This is a genomic window from Pseudomonas sp. R5-89-07 (genome assembly GCF_003851685.1).
Lineage (GTDB): Bacteria > Pseudomonadota > Gammaproteobacteria > Pseudomonadales > Pseudomonadaceae > Aquipseudomonas.
This window is the reverse complement of the sequence record NZ_CP027727.1, coordinates 5,492,283-5,508,553: the sequence shown is the minus strand read 5'-3', so window position 1 is coordinate 5,508,553 and position 16,271 is coordinate 5,492,283. Positions and strand designations below refer to the sequence as shown.

Below are 16,271 nucleotides of genomic sequence, written 5' to 3'. Positions count from 1 at the left end.
CCACAGGGGAACGCATTCCAAATGTGGGAGGGGGCTTGCCCCCGATGGCGGCCTCAAAGGCAATACAAGGCTCGGGTTCTTAGAACACCGAGGCGTAATCGCCCAGCTCGACCTGTACCGATTTGATGCGGGTGAAGTTATTCAGCGAGCTGATGCCGTTCTCACGGCCCACACCGGATTGCTTGTAGCCACCGACCGGCATCTTGGCGTCGGATTCGCCCCAGGCGTTGATCCAGCAGATACCGGCTTCCAACTGATGAATCACGCGGTGGGCGCGGTTCAGGTCCTTGGTGACCAGGCCGGCAGCCAGACCGAAGTCGGTGTCGTTGGCGCGGCGGATCACTTCTTCTTCGGTTTCGTAGGTGAGGATGCTCATCACCGGGCCGAAGATTTCTTCACGGACAATAACCATGTCGTCGGTGCAGTCGGTGAACACGGTCGGTGCCACGAAGGCGCCTTTGGCGAAGTCGCCGTCGGTCAGGCGGTCGCCGCCGCACAGCAGGCGTGCGCCTTGCTCTTTACCTTTGGCGATGTAGCCCAGCACGCTTTCCATGTGGGCGAAGCTGACCAGCGGGCCGAAGTTGGTGTTTTCGTCTTCCGGGTTGCCGATGCGGATGCGGGCAACACGCTCGACGATCTTGGCTTCGAACGCCGCCTGCAGGTGCTTGGGCACGAACACGCGGGTGCCGTTGGTGCAGACCTGGCCGGAGCTGTAGAAGTTGGCCATCATCGCGGTGTCGGCGGCGCGGTCGAGGTCGGCGTCGTCGAAGATGATCAGCGGGGATTTGCCGCCCAGTTCCATGGTCACGTCTTTGAGCGACGAGCTTGAAGCACTGGCCATGACTTTCTTGCCGGTGTCGGTGCCGCCGGTGAACGAGACTTTCTCGATGCGTGGGTGCTCGGTCAGCCAGGTGCCGACTTCACGGCCGCTGCCGGTCAGCACGTTGAACACGCCAGCCGGAACGCCGGCTTCGGTGTAGATCTCAGCCAGTTTCAGGGTGGTCAGCGAGGTGACTTCGCTTGGCTTGAAGATCATCGCGTTACCGGCGGCCAGGGCCGGTGCGGATTTCCACAGAGCGATCTGGATCGGGTAGTTCCACGCGCCGATACCGGCCACCACGCCCAGCGGCTCGCGGCGGGTGTAGACGAAGGAAGTGTCGCGCAGCGGAATCTGCTCGCCTTCGATGGCTGGCACCAGGCCTGCGTAGTATTCCAGCACGTCGGCGCCAGTGACGATGTCGACGTACTTGGTTTCGGAGAAGGCTTTGCCAGTGTCCAGGGTTTCCAGGGCGGCCAGCTCATCGTTGCGCTCGCGCAGGATGTCGACGGCACGGCGCAGGATGCGCGAACGCTCCATGGCGGTCATCGCAGCCCAGATCTTCTGGCCTTTCTCGGCGCTGACTACGGCACGCTCAACGTCTTCTTTCGTAGCGCGTTGCACTTGGGCGAGAACTTCACCGTTAGCCGGGTTGATGGCTTCGAAGGTGGCATCGCTGCCAGCGTCGCTGTAGCCGCCGTCAATGTAGAGTTTTTGCAGTTCGAAACGGGCCATAAAGTCCTCGCAAGTGCATAAGTGGTTGGCACGGTTCGGGAGTTGAGCGGTTATAGGTGCTCTAACTCACCTGCTTGGCCAATTGGAAATCCATGTATTCGTAAGCGATCCGTTGCGCCTGCTCCGTGTCGAAAGCGTCTCCCGACAGGGCACCGCGCAACCACAAACCGTCGATCAGGGCCGCCAGGCCTCGAGCTGCGCTGCGAGCCTCGGGTAACGGCATCGCGCGGCGGAACTGGCAGCACAGGTTGGAATACAGACGGTGATCGTTGATCCGCTGCAACCTGTGCAAAGACGGGTGGTGCATGCTGGTGGCCCAGAAGGCCAGCCAGGTTTTCATTGCCGGGCCGTTGACCTGGCTGGCGTCGAAGTTGCCTTCGATGATCACCCGAAGATGCGCCCGTGGGCTGTCATCGTTCAGGGCACGTCGGCGTTCCTGGACGTTCTCGATCAGCGCGTTCATCAGGTAACGCATCGTCGCTGCGATCAGGCCGTTCTTGTCCTGAAAGTAGTGACTGATGATGCCGTTCGAGACACCCGCCAGACGGGCGATCAGCGCAATGCTGGCATCCCCCATCCCGACCTGATCGATGGCCGTTAATGTGGCTTCGATCAATTGTTGGCGGCGTATGGGTTGCATACCGACCTTGGGCATGTAGCACCTCTCCTTTGGCCTGCCGACAGGCGATCCACGTCTGTCGGCTTGAGGGCCAGTCTATTTTGTTTTGATTGAACGTTCAATCAACAAAGAATAAGATCTGCGACAAATGGTCGCTGCCTACAGATGTTTCCTACCTGAGAGCCGCGACCTTCGACACCTGCAAAAACCCTTGAAACCGGCTGTATCAGGGCCTGCCCGACGCTTGGGCGGGTTCAAGAATTTTCGGGGTGTCTTTATAACACCCGTCCGTCGACTGCCGAAAAATCGATGTCCCGGGATAACCGTTGCCTTGTGTTTCTCTCTCGCACTGCCCGGAGCATCTGCGCCATGAGTTCTGCCTCTCTTATAAAGACCCCGCCGGAAAAGGTGCGGGTCAACGGTTGGGTGTTCTACACCTCCACCGCGCTGATTCTGCTGTTGACCGCCATCCTGATCATCGCCCCGCAGGAGGCCGGACGCATGCTCGGCATCGCCCAGGCCTGGCTGTCGAAAAGCTTCGGCTGGTACTACATGGTGGTCATCGCCGCCTACCTGGTGTTTGTGGTCGGCCTGGCATTTTCGTCCTACGGCAAACTGAAACTCGGTAGCAAGGACGACACCCCGGACTTCAGCTACGGCGCCTGGGCCGGCATGCTGTTCTCGTCGGGCATCGGCATCTCGCTGCTGTACTTCGGCGCCTCCGAGCCCCTGGACCACTACTTCAACCCGCCCGAAGGCGCGGCCGCCAGCAACAGTGCGGCACGCCAGGCGCTGCAACTGACCTTCCTGCACTGGGGCCTGCATGGCTGGGCGATCTATGCGCTGGTCGGCCTCGCCGTGGCGTACTTTGCGTACCGTCATAACCAGCCGCTGGCCTTACGTTCGGCGCTGTACCCGCTGGTGGGCGAGCGCTGGGTCAAGGGCGCGGCCGGCCATGCGGTGGACGGTTTCGGCATGTTCGTGACCCTGCTCGGCCTGGTGACCAACCTGGGGATTGGTTCGATGCAGGTGTCGTCCGGGTTGGAAAACCTGTTCGGCATGGCGCACAGCAACACCAACTTGTTGATCGTGATCATCGTGATGAGCACGGTGGCGACCATCGCCGCGGTGTCCGGCGTGGAGAACGGCATTCGCCGCCTGTCCAACCTCAACATCGTACTGTTCAGTGGTTTGCTGATCTTCGTGCTGCTGTTCGGCCCCACCCTGCACCTACTCAACGGCCTGGTGCAGAACACCGGTGACTACCTCAACGGCATCATCCTGAAAACCTTCGACCTCTATGTGTACGAAGGCGACGCCGACAAGACCGAGCGCTGGATGGGCCTGTGGACCCTGTTCTACTGGGCCTGGTGGATTTCCTGGGCGCCATTCGTGGGCATGTTCATTGCGCGTATTTCCCGTGGCCGTACCGTGCGTGAGCTGGTCGCCGGTGTGCTGCTGATCCCGCTGGGCTTCACCCTGGCATGGTTGTCGATCTTCGGTAACTCGGCGCTGGACCTGGTGCTCAACCATGGCGCAGTGGAGCTGGGCAAGACCGCGCTGGAACAGCCGTCCATGGCCATCTACCAGTTGCTGGAGCATTACCCGGCGTCGAAAATCGTCATCGGTGTGTCGATCTTCGTGGGCTTCGTGCTGTTCCTGACGCCAGCGGATTCCGGCGCGGTGATGATGGCCAACCTGTCGTGCAAAGGCGGCAATGTGGACGAAGACGCGCCGCACTGGCTGCGGATCTTCTGGTCGGCGGTGATCACCCTGGTGACCATCGGTCTGCTGTTTGCCGGCAACTTCGAAGCCATGCAAACCATGGTGGTGCTGGCGGGGCTGCCGTTCTCGGTGGTGCTGATTTTGTTCATGTTCGGTTTGCACAAGGCCATGCGCCAGGATGTGGCCATCGAACAGGAGCAGGCGCAGTTGGCTGAACGTGGGCGTCGCGGGTTCAGCGAGCGTTTGACCGCGCTGGACCTGCAACCGAGCCAGGCCACCGTGCAACGCTTTATGGACAAGCACGTAACGCCGGCACTGGAAGAAGCCGCGGCAGCGCTGCGCGAGCAGGGGCTGGAAGTGCAGACCTTGCTGGGCAAATCCAAGCGCTGCATTGGTGTGCGGATCGAGATGGAGGAGGGCAACCCGTTCGTCTACGAAGTCAGCCTGGACGCCTATTCTTCGGCGCCCGATGACGTGCCCGAAGAAGAGCGTACCCGCTACTACCGCGCCGAGGTGTACCTGCATAACGGGCCTCAGGAATATGACCTGATGGGCTTTGCCCAGGAGCAGATCACCCGCGATGTGCTCGATCAGTTTGAAAGCCATCGCCAGCTCCTTGGCCGGGTTTACAGCTGAATTCAGGTAGTGCTCTGAATGTGGGAGGGGGCTTGCTCCCGATAGCGGTGTGTCAGTCTTAGATGTGCTGACTGACACACTGCTATCGGGGGCAAGCCCCCTCCCACATTGGTTTTGTGGTGTTTGTTAGCCCAGGTTCTTGCCCAGCAGGGCATGGTAGAGCTCACTGTCGCCCAGTATTCCCACTACCTTGTTGTTGTCGTGCAGCACCAGCTTGTTGCCCGTCTGATAGCGAATCTGCAGCGCATCACGCATGCCGATATTCGAATCCACCAGCGTTGGCACGCGGCCCAGGCCTTCCACCGCTTGCCCCGGTGCCCAGTTCTGCAGGTTCATCACTGCGCCGTTCTGGCGTGCGCCCTTGATGGTGTTGCCTTCGGCCAGGTCCAGCCAGGAGTCGCCGCCTGGGTCCAGGCATACCGAGCCGTTCACACGCGTGCAGTTATCCAGCGTGCGCATCAGGCTGCGGCCGCACAGTACGTTCAGCGGGTTGGTGTGGGCGACGAAGGTGCGCACATAGTCGTCCGCCGGGTTCAGCACGATCTCTTCCGGCACGCTGTACTGGATGATCTTGCCGTCTTTCATGATCGCAATGCGGCTGCCGAGCTTGAGGGCTTCGTCGAGGTCGTGGCTGACGAACACGATGGTCTTGCTCAGCTTGCGTTGCAGTTCCAGCAGTTCATCCTGCAGGCCCTGGCGAATCAGCGGGTCGAGGGCGGAGAAGGGTTCGTCCATCAGCAGGATGTCGGCGTCCATCGCCAGCGCACGGGCCAGGCCCACGCGCTGTTGCATGCCGCCGGACAGCTCATCGGGCTTCTTGTTGCGCCATTGGCTCAGGCCCACCAGTTCGAGTTTCTCGTCGACCAGCGTGCGTCGCTCCTTCTCCGGGCGGCCTTGCATTTCCAGGCCGAAGCTGATGTTTTCGCGCACCGTCAGCCAGGGCATCAGGGCGAACTTCTGGAACACCATGGCGATGCGCTTGGTGCGCATCATCTTCAGCTCGGCGGGGGTGCAGGACGCGATGTCGATTTGGCGCCCTTCATGTTCCACGAACAACTGGCCACGGCTGACCGTGTTGAGGCCGTTGATGCAGCGCAGCAGACTGGATTTGCCCGAGCCCGACAGGCCCATCAGCACACAGATCTCGCCTTTCTCGATATCCAGGCTGGCTTTTTCAACGCCGACAATCTGCCCGGTCTTCTTCAGGATTTCGTTACGGCTCATGCCCTGGTCCAGCAGCTTGAGCGCTTCGCGTGGGTCTTTGGAAAAGATTACGTCGACTTTGTCGAACCGGATAATGCTCATGCATCACCCCCTACTTTAGCGTCAGGTTGTTTGCAGATACGGTCGAGCATGATGGCCAGCAACACGATCGCAAGGCCTGCTTCAAAGCCCAGGGCGATGTCGGCGGTGTTCAGCGCGTTGACCACCGGCTTGCCGAGGCCGTCGGCGCCGACCAGCGCGGCGATCACCACCATCGACAGCGACAGCATGATGCACTGGGTAATGCCGGCGGCAATGCTCGGCATGGCGTGGGGCAGTTCAATGCGCGAGAGCAACTGGCGGCGCGAGCAGCCGAAGGCCTTGCCGGCGTCCATCAGCTCTTGCGGTACATCGCGGATACCCAGGTAAGTCAGGCGGATCGGCGCGGCAATCGCGAACACCACCGTGGAAATCAGGCCGGGCACCACACCCAGCCCGAAGAGGGTCAGGGTAGGGATGAGGTAGACGAAGGTCGGCACGGTCTGCATCAGATCGAGTACCGGCCGCATCATGGTGTAGAACATCGGCTTGTGCGCGGCAACAATGCCCAGCGGCACGCCGATGACCACGCAGACCAGGGTAGCGAACAGCACCTGCGCGAGGGTTTCCATGGTTTCCTGCCAGTACCCCAGGTTGAGGATCAGCAGGAAGGAGGCGATGACAAAGACGGTCAGTCCCCATTTACGTTGGATAAAGTGAGCCAGCAGCGCAATCAGACCGATCAATGCCAGCGGATTGAACCAGGTCAGCGCAAACGTCACGCCGTGGATCATCGTTTCCAGTGTCGATGCGATTGCGTCGAAGTAGTTGGCGCCGTGTTGGGTCAACCATTCGACGAAGGCAGCGATGTACTGGCCTAGTGGGATTTTCTGTTCAGTCAGCATGGTAGTGAATGTCCACATGCGAAGAGGGAAAACATCCCGGGGCAGCGCACCGCCCCGGGGTCAGCGGGTGCTATTTGGCGAGGTAAGCCTTGACGGCATCGAGACCGGGTTGGCCATCAACGGTGGTGACACCGGCCAGCCAGGTGTCGAGGATTTGCGGGTTCTTCTGCAGCCAGGCCTTGGCGGCAGCGTCGGGCTTCATCTTGTCGTCCAGGACGTTGCCCATCAGTGTGCTTTCCATGTTCAGCGTGAACTGCAGGTTTTTCAGCAGCTGGCCGACGTTGCTGCATTCCTGGGTGTAGCCCTTGCGGGTGTTGGTGTAGATGGTGGCCTGGCCGTAGTTGGGGCCGAACGAATCGTCACCCCCGGTCAGGTACTTCATCTTGAACCGGGTGTTCATTGGGTGCGGTTCCCAGCCGAGGAACACGATGGCCTGGCCGCGCTTGGTGGCGCGCTCGACCTGGGAGAGCATACCGGCTTCGCTGGATTCCACGACTTTGAAACCGGCCTTCTTGAGGCCAAAGGCATCCTTGTCGATCAGTGTCTGGATGGTGCGGTTACCGTCGTTACCCGGCTCGATGCCGTAGATCTTGCCGCCCAGCTCGTCCTTGAATTTGACGATATCGGCGAAGTCTTTCAGGCCCTTGTCATACAGCGCTTCGGGTACCGCCAGGGTGTACTTGGCGTTCTCCAGGTTGGCGCGTACGGTTTCCACGGTGCCGGCATCGCGGTACTGCTTGATGTCGTTTTCCATGGTCGGCATCCAGTTGCCGAGGAAAATATCCATGTTCTTGCCGTCGGCCAGCGACTTGTAAGTCACTGGCACCGAAATCATCGTGGTGCGCGGCTTGTAGCCCAGGCCCTTGAGGATTTCGCTGGTAGTCGCGGTGGTGACGGTGATGTCGGTCCAGCCGACATCGGAGAAATTGACGGTCTTGCATTGTTCCGGTTCTGCGGCGTGCGCCATGACTGGCAGACTCAGCATGGCGGCCAACAACAACGAGGGTGAACCTTTCATCGGGGTAGACTCCTGTGTTTTTTCTGGCGGCGTTTGCCGCGCTTTATAAGTGTTGCTATTGGAGTGTGCGTCGGACAGCTCTGGCACGGTGCCTTGCAAACGAGTCGAGACTGATCATGTACCAGTGAAAATCTGACGCCTACAGGGGGCGTCGTATCCAGTACAGGGAGGGTCGCATCCAGTGTCGGTGACGTCGCTTACAGGTTTTTACCACGGCGAAACTGCTGTTTTCACTCATCTGCACCGTTAAAAACGGCCAAAACAGGCGACCGCACGTGAGCGACGCTACTGAGCATGGGTGCGTCGGTGTGAGACGCCGTGACGGCGGATAAAAGCTGGATGATGCCGCCATCTGGGCGATCTGAGCGTAGCACCTCGTTCAAGCCTGGCCGCGCTTATCGAGGAGTTTCACGTTAATGGCTATCAGCGTTTTCGACCTGTTCAAGATTGGCATCGGCCCCTCCAGTTCTCACACCGTCGGGCCCATGCGCGCCGCGGCGTTGTTCGTTCAAGCAGTGCGCGAACGTGACCTGCTGGAACAGGTGCGACGTGTCGAAGTGCAACTCTACGGTTCCTTGTCGGCCACCGGCATTGGCCACGGCAGCGACACCGCCACCATCATGGGCCTGATGGGCGAGTGGCCGGACGCCATCGACCCGTCACAGATCGCTGTGCGCATCCACACACTGCGCGAAACCGACACCTTGTTGCTCGACGGTCGCTTGCCGGTGCCGTTCATATGGTCACGGGACATGCGCCTGCTCGACGAAAACCTGCCGTTCCATCCCAATGCCATGACTCTGGTGGTGTTCGACGATAACGGCGAGTTGCACCGCGACACCTACTACTCGGTGGGTGGCGGTTTTGTGGTGGATGAAGCCCAGGCCCGCAGCGGCGTGGCGGACATGGACCGCACCGAGCTGCCGTATGACTTTTCCAGTGCCGTGGAGCTGCTGCAGCTGTGCAAGACCCACAACCTGCGCGTCGCCGAACTGATGCTGGCCAATGAGAAGGTATGGCGCTCCGAAGAAGAAATCCGCAGCGGCCTGATGAAGCTCTGGCGTGCCATGCAAGCGTGCGTGGAGCAGGGCCTCAAGCATGAAGGCATCCTGCCTGGCGGCTTGAACGTGCGCCGTCGCGCCGCCAAGCTGCACCGCAGCTTGCAGGAGTTGAACAAACCCAATGTGATCGGCTCGACCCTGAGTGCCATGGAGTGGGTGAACCTGTTCGCCCTGGCGGTCAATGAAGAAAACGCCGCCGGCGGGCGCATGGTGACGGCGCCCACCAATGGCGCAGCGGGGATCATTCCGGCCGTGCTGCACTACTTCATGAAGTTCAGTGAAGAAGTGACCGAGGCCAACGTGGTTGATTACCTGCTCGCTGCAGCGGCGGTGGGGATTCTATGCAAGAAGAACGCCTCGATCTCCGGTGCCGAAGTTGGCTGCCAGGGCGAAGTCGGTTCGGCCTGCGCCATGGCCGCAGCGGGCCTGGCGGAAATTCTCGGTGCTACGCCGGAGCAGCTGTGCAACGCTGCGGAAATCGGCCTGGAACATAACCTGGGCCTGACCTGCGACCCGGTGGGCGGGCTGGTGCAAGTGCCGTGCATCGAGCGCAATGCGATTGCGGCGGTGAAAGCGATCAACGCCGCGCAGATGGCCTTGCGTGGCGACGGCCAGCACTTTATCTCCCTGGACCGGGTGATCCGCACCATGCGCGATACCGGCGCGGATATGCATGACAAGTACAAAGAGACATCGCGGGGCGGGTTGGCGGTGAGCGCGGTTGAGTGCTGAAACCGAGTCGCCTGCATCGGGGGCAAGCCCCCTCCCACATTTTGAATGTATTCACCGATCAAAAGGTGGGAGGGGGCTTGCCCCCGATAGCGCCCGTGCAGCCAGCACTGCTCAAAAAGTGAACACCACGCCCAAAAGCGCCACCTTTTAGCGCGTCGCAAATAGATAAGTAGCCTACGAACGAATTTCCCCGCAGCCAGCCGTCCCCTGTGCGTTGGGTGACAGACTTCTCCTACGCCCGCAAAGCGCCTTCCCACAAGTGCTACCGATCTGCTCACAGCCCTTGAGCACCCGCTCCGGCGCGGCAAATCCCGTGTTTAATGCGCGGGCTTGGATAGACGCATCAACAGGTCGTTTTTAGGAGTTATTGGACGGCCATTCAATTTTAGGCATGGCATTTGCTCTATCAATTCAAAGCCTCTCTCCCTCGCAGGAGATGAGCGCAATAACAAGAGCCTCGCCTGAGGCCATCACCCGCTTTGTGTGAGGAGATACTGCGATGACGTCGTTCAACTCCGGGGCCCAACCCCAGAACCGTGCGCCTCAATCCATCGGCTTTTTGCTGCTGGACAATTTCACGCTGATTTCCCTGGCGTCGGCCGTGGAACCCCTGCGCATGGCCAACCAGCTGTCCGGCCGCGAGTTGTATCGCTGGACAACCCTGAGTGTCGACGGCAACCAGGTATGGGCCAGCGACGGCCTGCAGATCACCCCTGATGCCTCCATGCACAAGGCGCCAGCCCTGGACACGGTCATCGTGTGCGGCGGTGTGGGCATCCAGCGCACTGTCACCCGCGAACACGTGTCGTGGCTGCAAAGCCAGGCGCGCCAATCGCGCCGTCTCGGTGCGGTCTGCACTGGCAGTTGGGCGCTGGCCTGCGCGGGTCTGCTCGATGGTTTCGATTGCAGCGTGCACTGGGAATGCCTGGCGTCGATGCAGGAAGCCTTCCCTCGCGTGGCCATGAGCACACGCCTGTTCACCCTCGACCGCAACCGCTTTACCAGCTCCGGCGGCACCGCGCCGTTGGACATGATGCTGCACCTGATCAGCCGCGACCACGGCCGTGAACTGTCGGCAGCCATCTCCGAAATGTTTGTGTACGAACGCATCCGCAACGAACAGGACCACCAGCGCGTGCCGCTCAAGCACATGCTCGGCACCAACCAGCCGAAGCTGCAGGAAATCGTTGCACTGATGGAGGCGAACCTGGAGGAGCCCATCGACCTCGACGAACTGGCGGTCTACGTGGCCGTGTCGCGTCGCCAGTTGGAGCGGCTGTTCCAGAAATACCTGCACTGCTCGCCGTCGCGCTATTACCTCAAGTTGCGCCTGATTCGTGCGCGGCAATTGCTCAAGCAGACGCCGATGTCGATCATCGAAGTGGCGTCGGTCTGCGGGTTTGTGTCCACGCCGCATTTCTCCAAGTGCTACCGCGAGTACTTCGGCATTCCGCCGCGCGATGAGCGCGTAGGCTCCAACACCACCCAGCAGGTGGCGATGATGCCGATTCCGCAGGCCCTGACATTGTCACCGCTGGCGGGGCCGATGTCGGCGTTGAGTCAGGCGCGCAATGAGTCGACATTTGCCAGTGTAAGGCTCTAGACCGCGTCGCCTGCATCGGGGGCAAGCCCCCTCCCACAGGGGAACGCATTCCAAAGGTGGGAGGGGGCTTGCCCCCGATAGCGGTCTGTCAGGCGCCGGATTTCTGCTTGAACTGCATCAACGCCGGCAACAACTGCTTATCGATCGCCTGGCGCACCGTCGGCAAAATCGTCGCGCTGCCGCTGTACATCTGCTCAACCATGCCCTTGAGCGCCTTGGCCCGCGCTTCACTCAAACCGCGTACCGCGCACTCGCAAGCCTGCTCGGCGGTGGCACCGCTGGACACGTCAAAACCCAGTGAGCGCAGCTGGCCCAGCAGGTCATCCTGGTCAATCAAATCCGCGTGCATCATGGCGTTGTTCCTGGTGAGGGGAGCGGGGTTTGCCTGGGATTCTGGTAGCCGCTCGGGTGGTCGGCAAGGGCAAATTGCACGCATGCCTCAGATGGCTATGAACAGGTCGTTTTCGGGCCATGCCCACACAGCACTTACCGGCACACTGAACCCAGGCACACAGCTTGACGGTTTGGTCACCCTCGGGATGTACAGCTCACACAAGGCACCTCTGCCCCGATCCAGTCACGGCTGGACCGGGGCTTTTTTTGTGGGTAAACCGATGACACGACCGAGCAGGGCGGGGGGCGGCAGTTCGGCCTGTTCAGCGCTGATGGCCGTCAGCTTTTCCAGCGTGACCTCAGTGAACGGCGTTGCATGCGGGCCGGCCAGGTCGACATGCAGCAGCATCTGTTCGTTGCCCGCCAGCGCCTTGTCGCCCCCCACCAAGTGCAGGCTGTGATAGAGGTGCAGGCGCTTGGCGTCGTGCGCGATCAGTTGGGTATGCACCTGCACCTCGGCCCCCAGCTTCACTTCGTGCAGGTAGTTCAAGTGCAGCTCCAGGGTGAACAGCGAGTGGCCGCTGGCTTCGCGGTTGTCGCTGTTAAGGCCCAGTATGTCCATCAGCGCGTCGGTGGCGTAGCTGAAAATCAGCAGGTAGAACGCGTCGCGCAGGTGGCCGTTGTAGTCCACCCAGTCCGGCTGGATTTTGGTGGTGTAGGTAGTCAGTGTTGGCATGCTGGGGTTCCCTTATTCGGCGAAGCTCATGCCGTGCTTGGCTTTGGTCACTTTGACGGCCTCCAGTACCGCCAGCAGGCAATCATCACGATAACGTTCCAGTGCTGAAATGCTGTGTTTGCCGAGTTGATCACGGGTGCCATCGACCACATCGTCAATCAGTTTGTCGGTCAGTTCCGGCGCCGGCAGGTAAGTCCATGGTAGCTGCAACGCGGGGCCGAACTGCGCCATGAAATGCCGCATGCCCGCGTCGCCACCCGCCAGTGTGTAGGTGAGGAAGGTGCCCATGAACGACCAGCGCAGGCCGGCGCCAAAGCGGATGGCGTCATCGATCTCGCCGGTGGTGGCCACGCCATCGTTGACTAGGTGCAGCGCCTCACGCCACAGCGCTTCCAACAGGCGGTCAGCGATAAACCCAGGCACTTCTTTGCGTACGTGCAGCGGGCGCATGCCGAGGGATTCGTACACCTTGATCGCCGCCTGAACGGCCTCTGGCGCAGTGTGCTTGCCGCCGACCACCTCCACCAGCGGCAGCAGGTAAACCGGGTTGAACGGGTGGCCGACCACGCAACGCTCGGGGTGGGTCGAACCCTCATAGAACTCACTTGGCAACAGGCCCGAGGTGCTCGAGCCGATCAATGCATTCGGCTTGGCCGCCGCGCTGATCTTGCTGTGTAAATCCAGTTTGAGTTCCAGGCGTTCGGGGGCACTCTCCTGGATAAAGTCCGCGTCTTTCACGCATTCTTCGATGGTGGCGACAAAGCGCAGGCGGTCCTGGGACGCGCCGGTTGCCAGCCCTTGTTTCTCCAGGGCGCCCCAGGCGTTGGCCACACGTTTGCGCAGTGCGGCTTCGGCACCGGGCGCCGGGTCCCAGGCGACCACATCCAGGCCGTGGGCGAGGGCGCGGGACACCCAGCCGCTGCCGATGACGCCACTGCCGAGGGCGGCGAAGGTTTTGATCTCAGTGATAAAGCTCATGACGACATTCCTGAATAATGTGATGAACCTATGTGGGAGGGGGCAAGCCCCTCCCACATTTTTGATTCGGTTTCGGCGGGGAGTTAGCCGCGTTTTTTGAGGCCCATCTTGATTCGGCCTTCCGCCGGGGTCATGACCCTTGCCCCCAGGCGGCTGAGGATTTCACTGGCGCGCTCCACCAACTGCCCATTGGTGGCGAGCACGCCTTTGTCCAGCCACAGGTTGTCTTCCAGGCCGACCCGCACGTTGCCGCCCAGCAGCACGGCTTGCGCGGCCATCGGCATCTGCATGCGGCCGATACCGAAGCCGGCCCACACTGCGTCGACGGGCAGGTTGTCGACCATGGCTTTCATGGTGGTGGTATCGGCCGGCGCGCCCCATGGAATGCCCAGGCACAGTTGAAACAGCGGGTTGTCGAGCAGACCTTCCTTGATCATCTGTTTGGCGAACCACAGATGACCGGTGTCGAAAATTTCCAGCTCGGCCTTTACGCCCAGTTCCTGGATACGTTTGGCACCGGCGCGTAATTGCGCGGGGGTGGACACGTAAATGGTGTCGCCATCGCCGAAGTTCAGCGTGCCGCAGTCCAGGGTGCAGATTTCCGGCAGCAGCTCCTCCACATGGGCCAGGCGGGTGAGGGGGCCGACCAGGTCGGTATTGGGACCAAACTCCATCGGGTTCTCGCCGCCGCCGATCTCCAAGTCGCCGCCCATGCCTGCAGTGAGGTTGACGATGATGTCGATGTCGGCTTCGCGGATGCGCTCCATCACTTCGCGGTACAGGGCCACATCGCGGCTGAATTTGCCGGTGTGCGGGTCACGTACATGGCAGTGCACAACGGTGGCGCCGGCTTTGGCGGCTTCCACGGCGGCGGCGGCGATCTGTTTGGGGGTGACCGGCACGTGTGGGCTTCTGCCGGTCGTGTCGCCAGCACCGGTAAGTGCGCAGGTGATGATGACGTCGTGGTTCATGAGGCGGGTTCCTTACAGGCGTAGTGGTGCCGCAAGCAGCCGGTTATGGCTGCGAAACGGTGGTTGAAAAGGGTTACTTGCTGGTCAATTGCAGGTTCGCCGCGGCCGGTTTGCCGTCAAAAGTGGTCACACCATCGAGCCAGCGCGCCTGGTCTTGCGGATGGTCCTTGAGCCACTGCCTGGCGGACTCGAGGGCATCCTTGTGGTCGAGCAACGGCTGCATCATCCGGCTCTCGTCGGCGGCGGTGAAGGTCAGGTTGGTCAGCAGCTTGTGCACGTTGGGGCACTGCTCGGCGTAGGTCGGCGAGGTGACGGTCCATACCGTTGCGCGGCCTTCATTCGGGCCCAGGGCGTCGTCGCTGCCGCTGAGGTAAGTCATCGCCACGTTGACGTTCATTGGGTGCGGCGCCCAGCCGAAGAACACCACGGCTTCCTTGCGGCGCACGGCGCGGTCCACGGCGGCGAGCATGCCGGCTTCGCTGGATTCGACCAGCTGAAACTTGCCCAGGCCGAACTGGTTCTTGGCGATCATGGCCTTGATCTGGGTGTTGGCGCCCGAACCCGGCTCGATACCGTAGATCTTGCCGCCCAGTTCTTTTTCGAACTTGGCGATGTCGGCGAAGGTTTTCAGGCCCTTGTCCGCCAGATAAGTCGGCACAGCGAGGGTGGCGCGGGCGTCTTCCAGGCTGGGCTTGTCGAGCACCTTGACTTGCTTGGCATCGACGAACGGCGTGATGGTCTGGGTCATCAGCGGGTTCCAGTAGCCCAGGAACAGGTCCAGGCGCTGGTCGCGGATGCCGGCGAAAATGATTTGCTGGGAAGCGCTGGTCTGTTTGGTCTTGTAGCCGAGGCCGTCGAGCAACACTTGGGTCATGGCGCTGGTGGCGATGACGTCGGTCCAGTTCACCACGCCCAGGCGTACGTTCTGGCATGAAGCGGCATCCGCTGCCATGACGGGGGTGCTCAAAATAGCGCTGACGCTGAGTGCAAGCACGCTGCGGCTGATCAGTCGGTTCATGGTGAATCCCTCGGCAGGTCGTTATTGTGGGGCCGGCGTCTTTGTGCACCGTGGCATCACGTTACGCAGCTTGGGGGGCGGCAAAGCGCACGGCGGCGACCAGCTTTTGCACTGCAGCGACCTGGCCCCTTGAATCCACCCATGAACGGGAGTATCACAATGCCACGCTGCCCGCCCGACGAGAGCGCCACCATGTCCCAGGATTTCTACTTTTTACTGATGCCGGGGTTCTCGGCTATCGGCTTTATCTCTGCGCTGGAGCCACTGCGGGTGGCTAATCGCTTCCGTGGCGAACTGTACCGCTGGCACGTCTTGAGCGCCGATGGCGGCGCGGTACTGGCGAGCAATGGCATGTCGGTCAATGTCGACGCCGCACTGGAACCGCTGAAAAAAGGTGCAACCCTGCTGGTGGTGGCTGGCTTCGAGCCTCTGCAGTTCGCCACGCCTGCGCTGGAACACTGGCTGCGCCGACTCGACCACGAGGGCGTGACGCTCGGCGCCATCGACACTGGCGCCTGCGTGCTGGCCGAAGCGGGCCTGCTCGATGGCCATCGCCTGACCCTGCACTGGGAAGCCATCGATGCGTTCAAGGAGTCGTACCCGCACCTGAGCGTCACCCAGGAACTGTTCGAGATCGACCGCCGTCGCATCACCTGCGCCGGCGGCACCGCGTCCATCGACCTGATGCTCGACCTGATCGCCCAGGCCCACGGCCCGGACCTGGCGGTGCAGGTCTCCGAGCAGTTCGTGCTGGGCCGCATCCGCCCGCGCAAAGACCACCAGCGCATGCAAATCGCCACGCGCTATGGCATCAGCAACAAGAAGCTGGTGCAGGTGATCGGCGAAATGGAGCAACACACTGAACCGCCCTTGAGCACCCTGGCCCTGGCCGAAGCGATCAAGGTTACGCGGCGCCAGCTGGAGCGCTTGTTCCGCCTGCACCTGAACGACACACCGAGCAACTTCTACCTCGGCCTGCGCCTGGAAAAAGCCCGGCAATTGCTGCGCCAGAGCGATATGAGCGTGCTGGAAGTAAGTATTGCGTGCGGGTTTGAGTCGCCGTCATATTTCACCCGCAGCTATAGAACGCGGTTTGCGAAATGCCCCAGGGAGGACCGGCGACGGGAGGTGGTTTGATCGTT

General features: G+C 61.3%; 14 protein-coding genes. 4 read left to right on the top strand and 10 right to left on the bottom strand.

Going from position 1 to position 16,271, the window contains the following annotated elements; all coding sequences use genetic code 11:
• Nucleotides 1-79 precede the first annotated feature (79 nt).
• Nucleotides 80-1,552, bottom strand: coding sequence for a betaine-aldehyde dehydrogenase (gene betB / locus C4J94_RS25275; RefSeq protein WP_124388529.1), 1,473 nt, complete (start codon nucleotides 1,550-1,552; stop codon nucleotides 80-82).
• A 61-nt stretch (nucleotides 1,553-1,613) separates the two neighbouring features.
• Nucleotides 1,614-2,207: a transcriptional regulator BetI gene (betI, locus tag C4J94_RS25270; RefSeq protein WP_124388528.1), complete on the bottom strand. Its 594-nt coding sequence runs from the start codon at nucleotides 2,205-2,207 to the stop codon at nucleotides 1,614-1,616.
• Nucleotides 2,208-2,597: 390 nt separating this feature from the next.
• Between betI and C4J94_RS25265 the strand changes: the two genes are divergently transcribed.
• Nucleotides 2,598-4,532 carry a BCCT family transporter gene (locus C4J94_RS25265; RefSeq protein WP_256657736.1) on the top strand — a complete coding sequence of 645 codons (1,935 nt, stop codon included), beginning with the start codon at nucleotides 2,598-2,600 and terminating at the stop codon, nucleotides 4,530-4,532.
• A gap of 126 nt (nucleotides 4,533-4,658) precedes the next feature.
• On the opposite strand, the gene choV is transcribed toward C4J94_RS25265, so the two are convergent.
• The 3 genes from choV to C4J94_RS25250 form a co-directional block, all read right to left on the bottom strand.
• Nucleotides 4,659-5,837: a choline ABC transporter ATP-binding protein gene (choV, locus tag C4J94_RS25260; protein WP_124388526.1), complete on the bottom strand. Its 1,179-nt coding sequence runs from the start codon at nucleotides 5,835-5,837 to the stop codon at nucleotides 4,659-4,661.
• Nucleotides 5,834-6,679 carry a choline ABC transporter permease subunit gene (gene choW / locus C4J94_RS25255; RefSeq protein ID WP_010207125.1) on the bottom strand — a complete coding sequence of 282 codons (846 nt, stop codon included), beginning with the start codon at nucleotides 6,677-6,679 and terminating at the stop codon, nucleotides 5,834-5,836. Before choW ends, choV begins: the two co-directional genes overlap by 4 nt.
• A 70-nt stretch (nucleotides 6,680-6,749) precedes the next feature.
• Nucleotides 6,750-7,697, bottom strand: a complete 948-nt coding sequence (locus C4J94_RS25250; protein WP_124388525.1) for a choline ABC transporter substrate-binding protein — start codon at nucleotides 7,695-7,697, stop codon at nucleotides 6,750-6,752.
• Nucleotides 7,698-8,113: 416 nt separating this feature from the next.
• On the opposite strand from C4J94_RS25250, the gene C4J94_RS25245 reads away from it, so the two are divergent.
• Entirely contained in the window at nucleotides 8,114-9,490 is a 1,377-nt protein-coding gene (locus C4J94_RS25245) for an L-serine ammonia-lyase (RefSeq protein ID WP_124388524.1), read from the top strand.
• Between the two features lie 499 nt (nucleotides 9,491-9,989).
• Nucleotides 9,990-11,093, top strand: coding sequence for a GlxA family transcriptional regulator (locus C4J94_RS25240; RefSeq protein WP_124388523.1), 1,104 nt, complete (start codon nucleotides 9,990-9,992; stop codon nucleotides 11,091-11,093).
• A gap of 88 nt (nucleotides 11,094-11,181) precedes the next feature.
• Here C4J94_RS25240 and C4J94_RS25235 read toward each other — a convergent pair whose 3' ends face one another.
• The 5 genes from C4J94_RS25235 to C4J94_RS25215 all read right to left on the bottom strand — a co-directional run bounded on the left by C4J94_RS25235 (nucleotide 11,182) and on the right by C4J94_RS25215 (nucleotide 15,129).
• Nucleotides 11,182-11,445 carry a hypothetical protein gene (locus tag C4J94_RS25235; protein WP_124388522.1) on the bottom strand — a complete coding sequence of 88 codons (264 nt, stop codon included), beginning with the start codon at nucleotides 11,443-11,445 and terminating at the stop codon, nucleotides 11,182-11,184.
• Nucleotides 11,446-11,670: 225 nt separating this feature from the next.
• Nucleotides 11,671-12,162 (bottom strand): thioesterase family protein, encoded by a 492-nt coding sequence (locus C4J94_RS25230; protein WP_124388521.1) that lies wholly within the window; start codon nucleotides 12,160-12,162, stop codon nucleotides 11,671-11,673.
• Nucleotides 12,163-12,174: 12 nt separating this feature from the next.
• On the bottom strand, nucleotides 12,175-13,140 hold the full coding sequence (locus C4J94_RS25225; RefSeq protein ID WP_124388520.1) for an L-carnitine dehydrogenase: 966 nt from the start codon (nucleotides 13,138-13,140) through the stop codon (nucleotides 12,175-12,177).
• Between the two features lie 83 nt (nucleotides 13,141-13,223).
• Complete coding sequence (locus tag C4J94_RS25220; protein ID WP_124388519.1) at nucleotides 13,224-14,111, bottom strand: 3-keto-5-aminohexanoate cleavage protein; 888 nt, start codon at nucleotides 14,109-14,111, stop codon at nucleotides 13,224-13,226.
• 73 nt (nucleotides 14,112-14,184) lie between these two features.
• A complete protein-coding gene (locus C4J94_RS25215) occupies nucleotides 14,185-15,129 on the bottom strand; it encodes a choline ABC transporter substrate-binding protein (RefSeq protein WP_124388518.1) in 945 nt (314 codons plus the stop codon).
• Between the two features lie 192 nt (nucleotides 15,130-15,321).
• Here C4J94_RS25215 and C4J94_RS25210 point away from each other — a divergent pair, with 192 nt between their 5' ends.
• Complete coding sequence (locus C4J94_RS25210; protein WP_164485629.1) at nucleotides 15,322-16,266, top strand: GlxA family transcriptional regulator; 945 nt, start codon at nucleotides 15,322-15,324, stop codon at nucleotides 16,264-16,266.
• Nucleotides 16,267-16,271 lie beyond the last annotated feature (5 nt).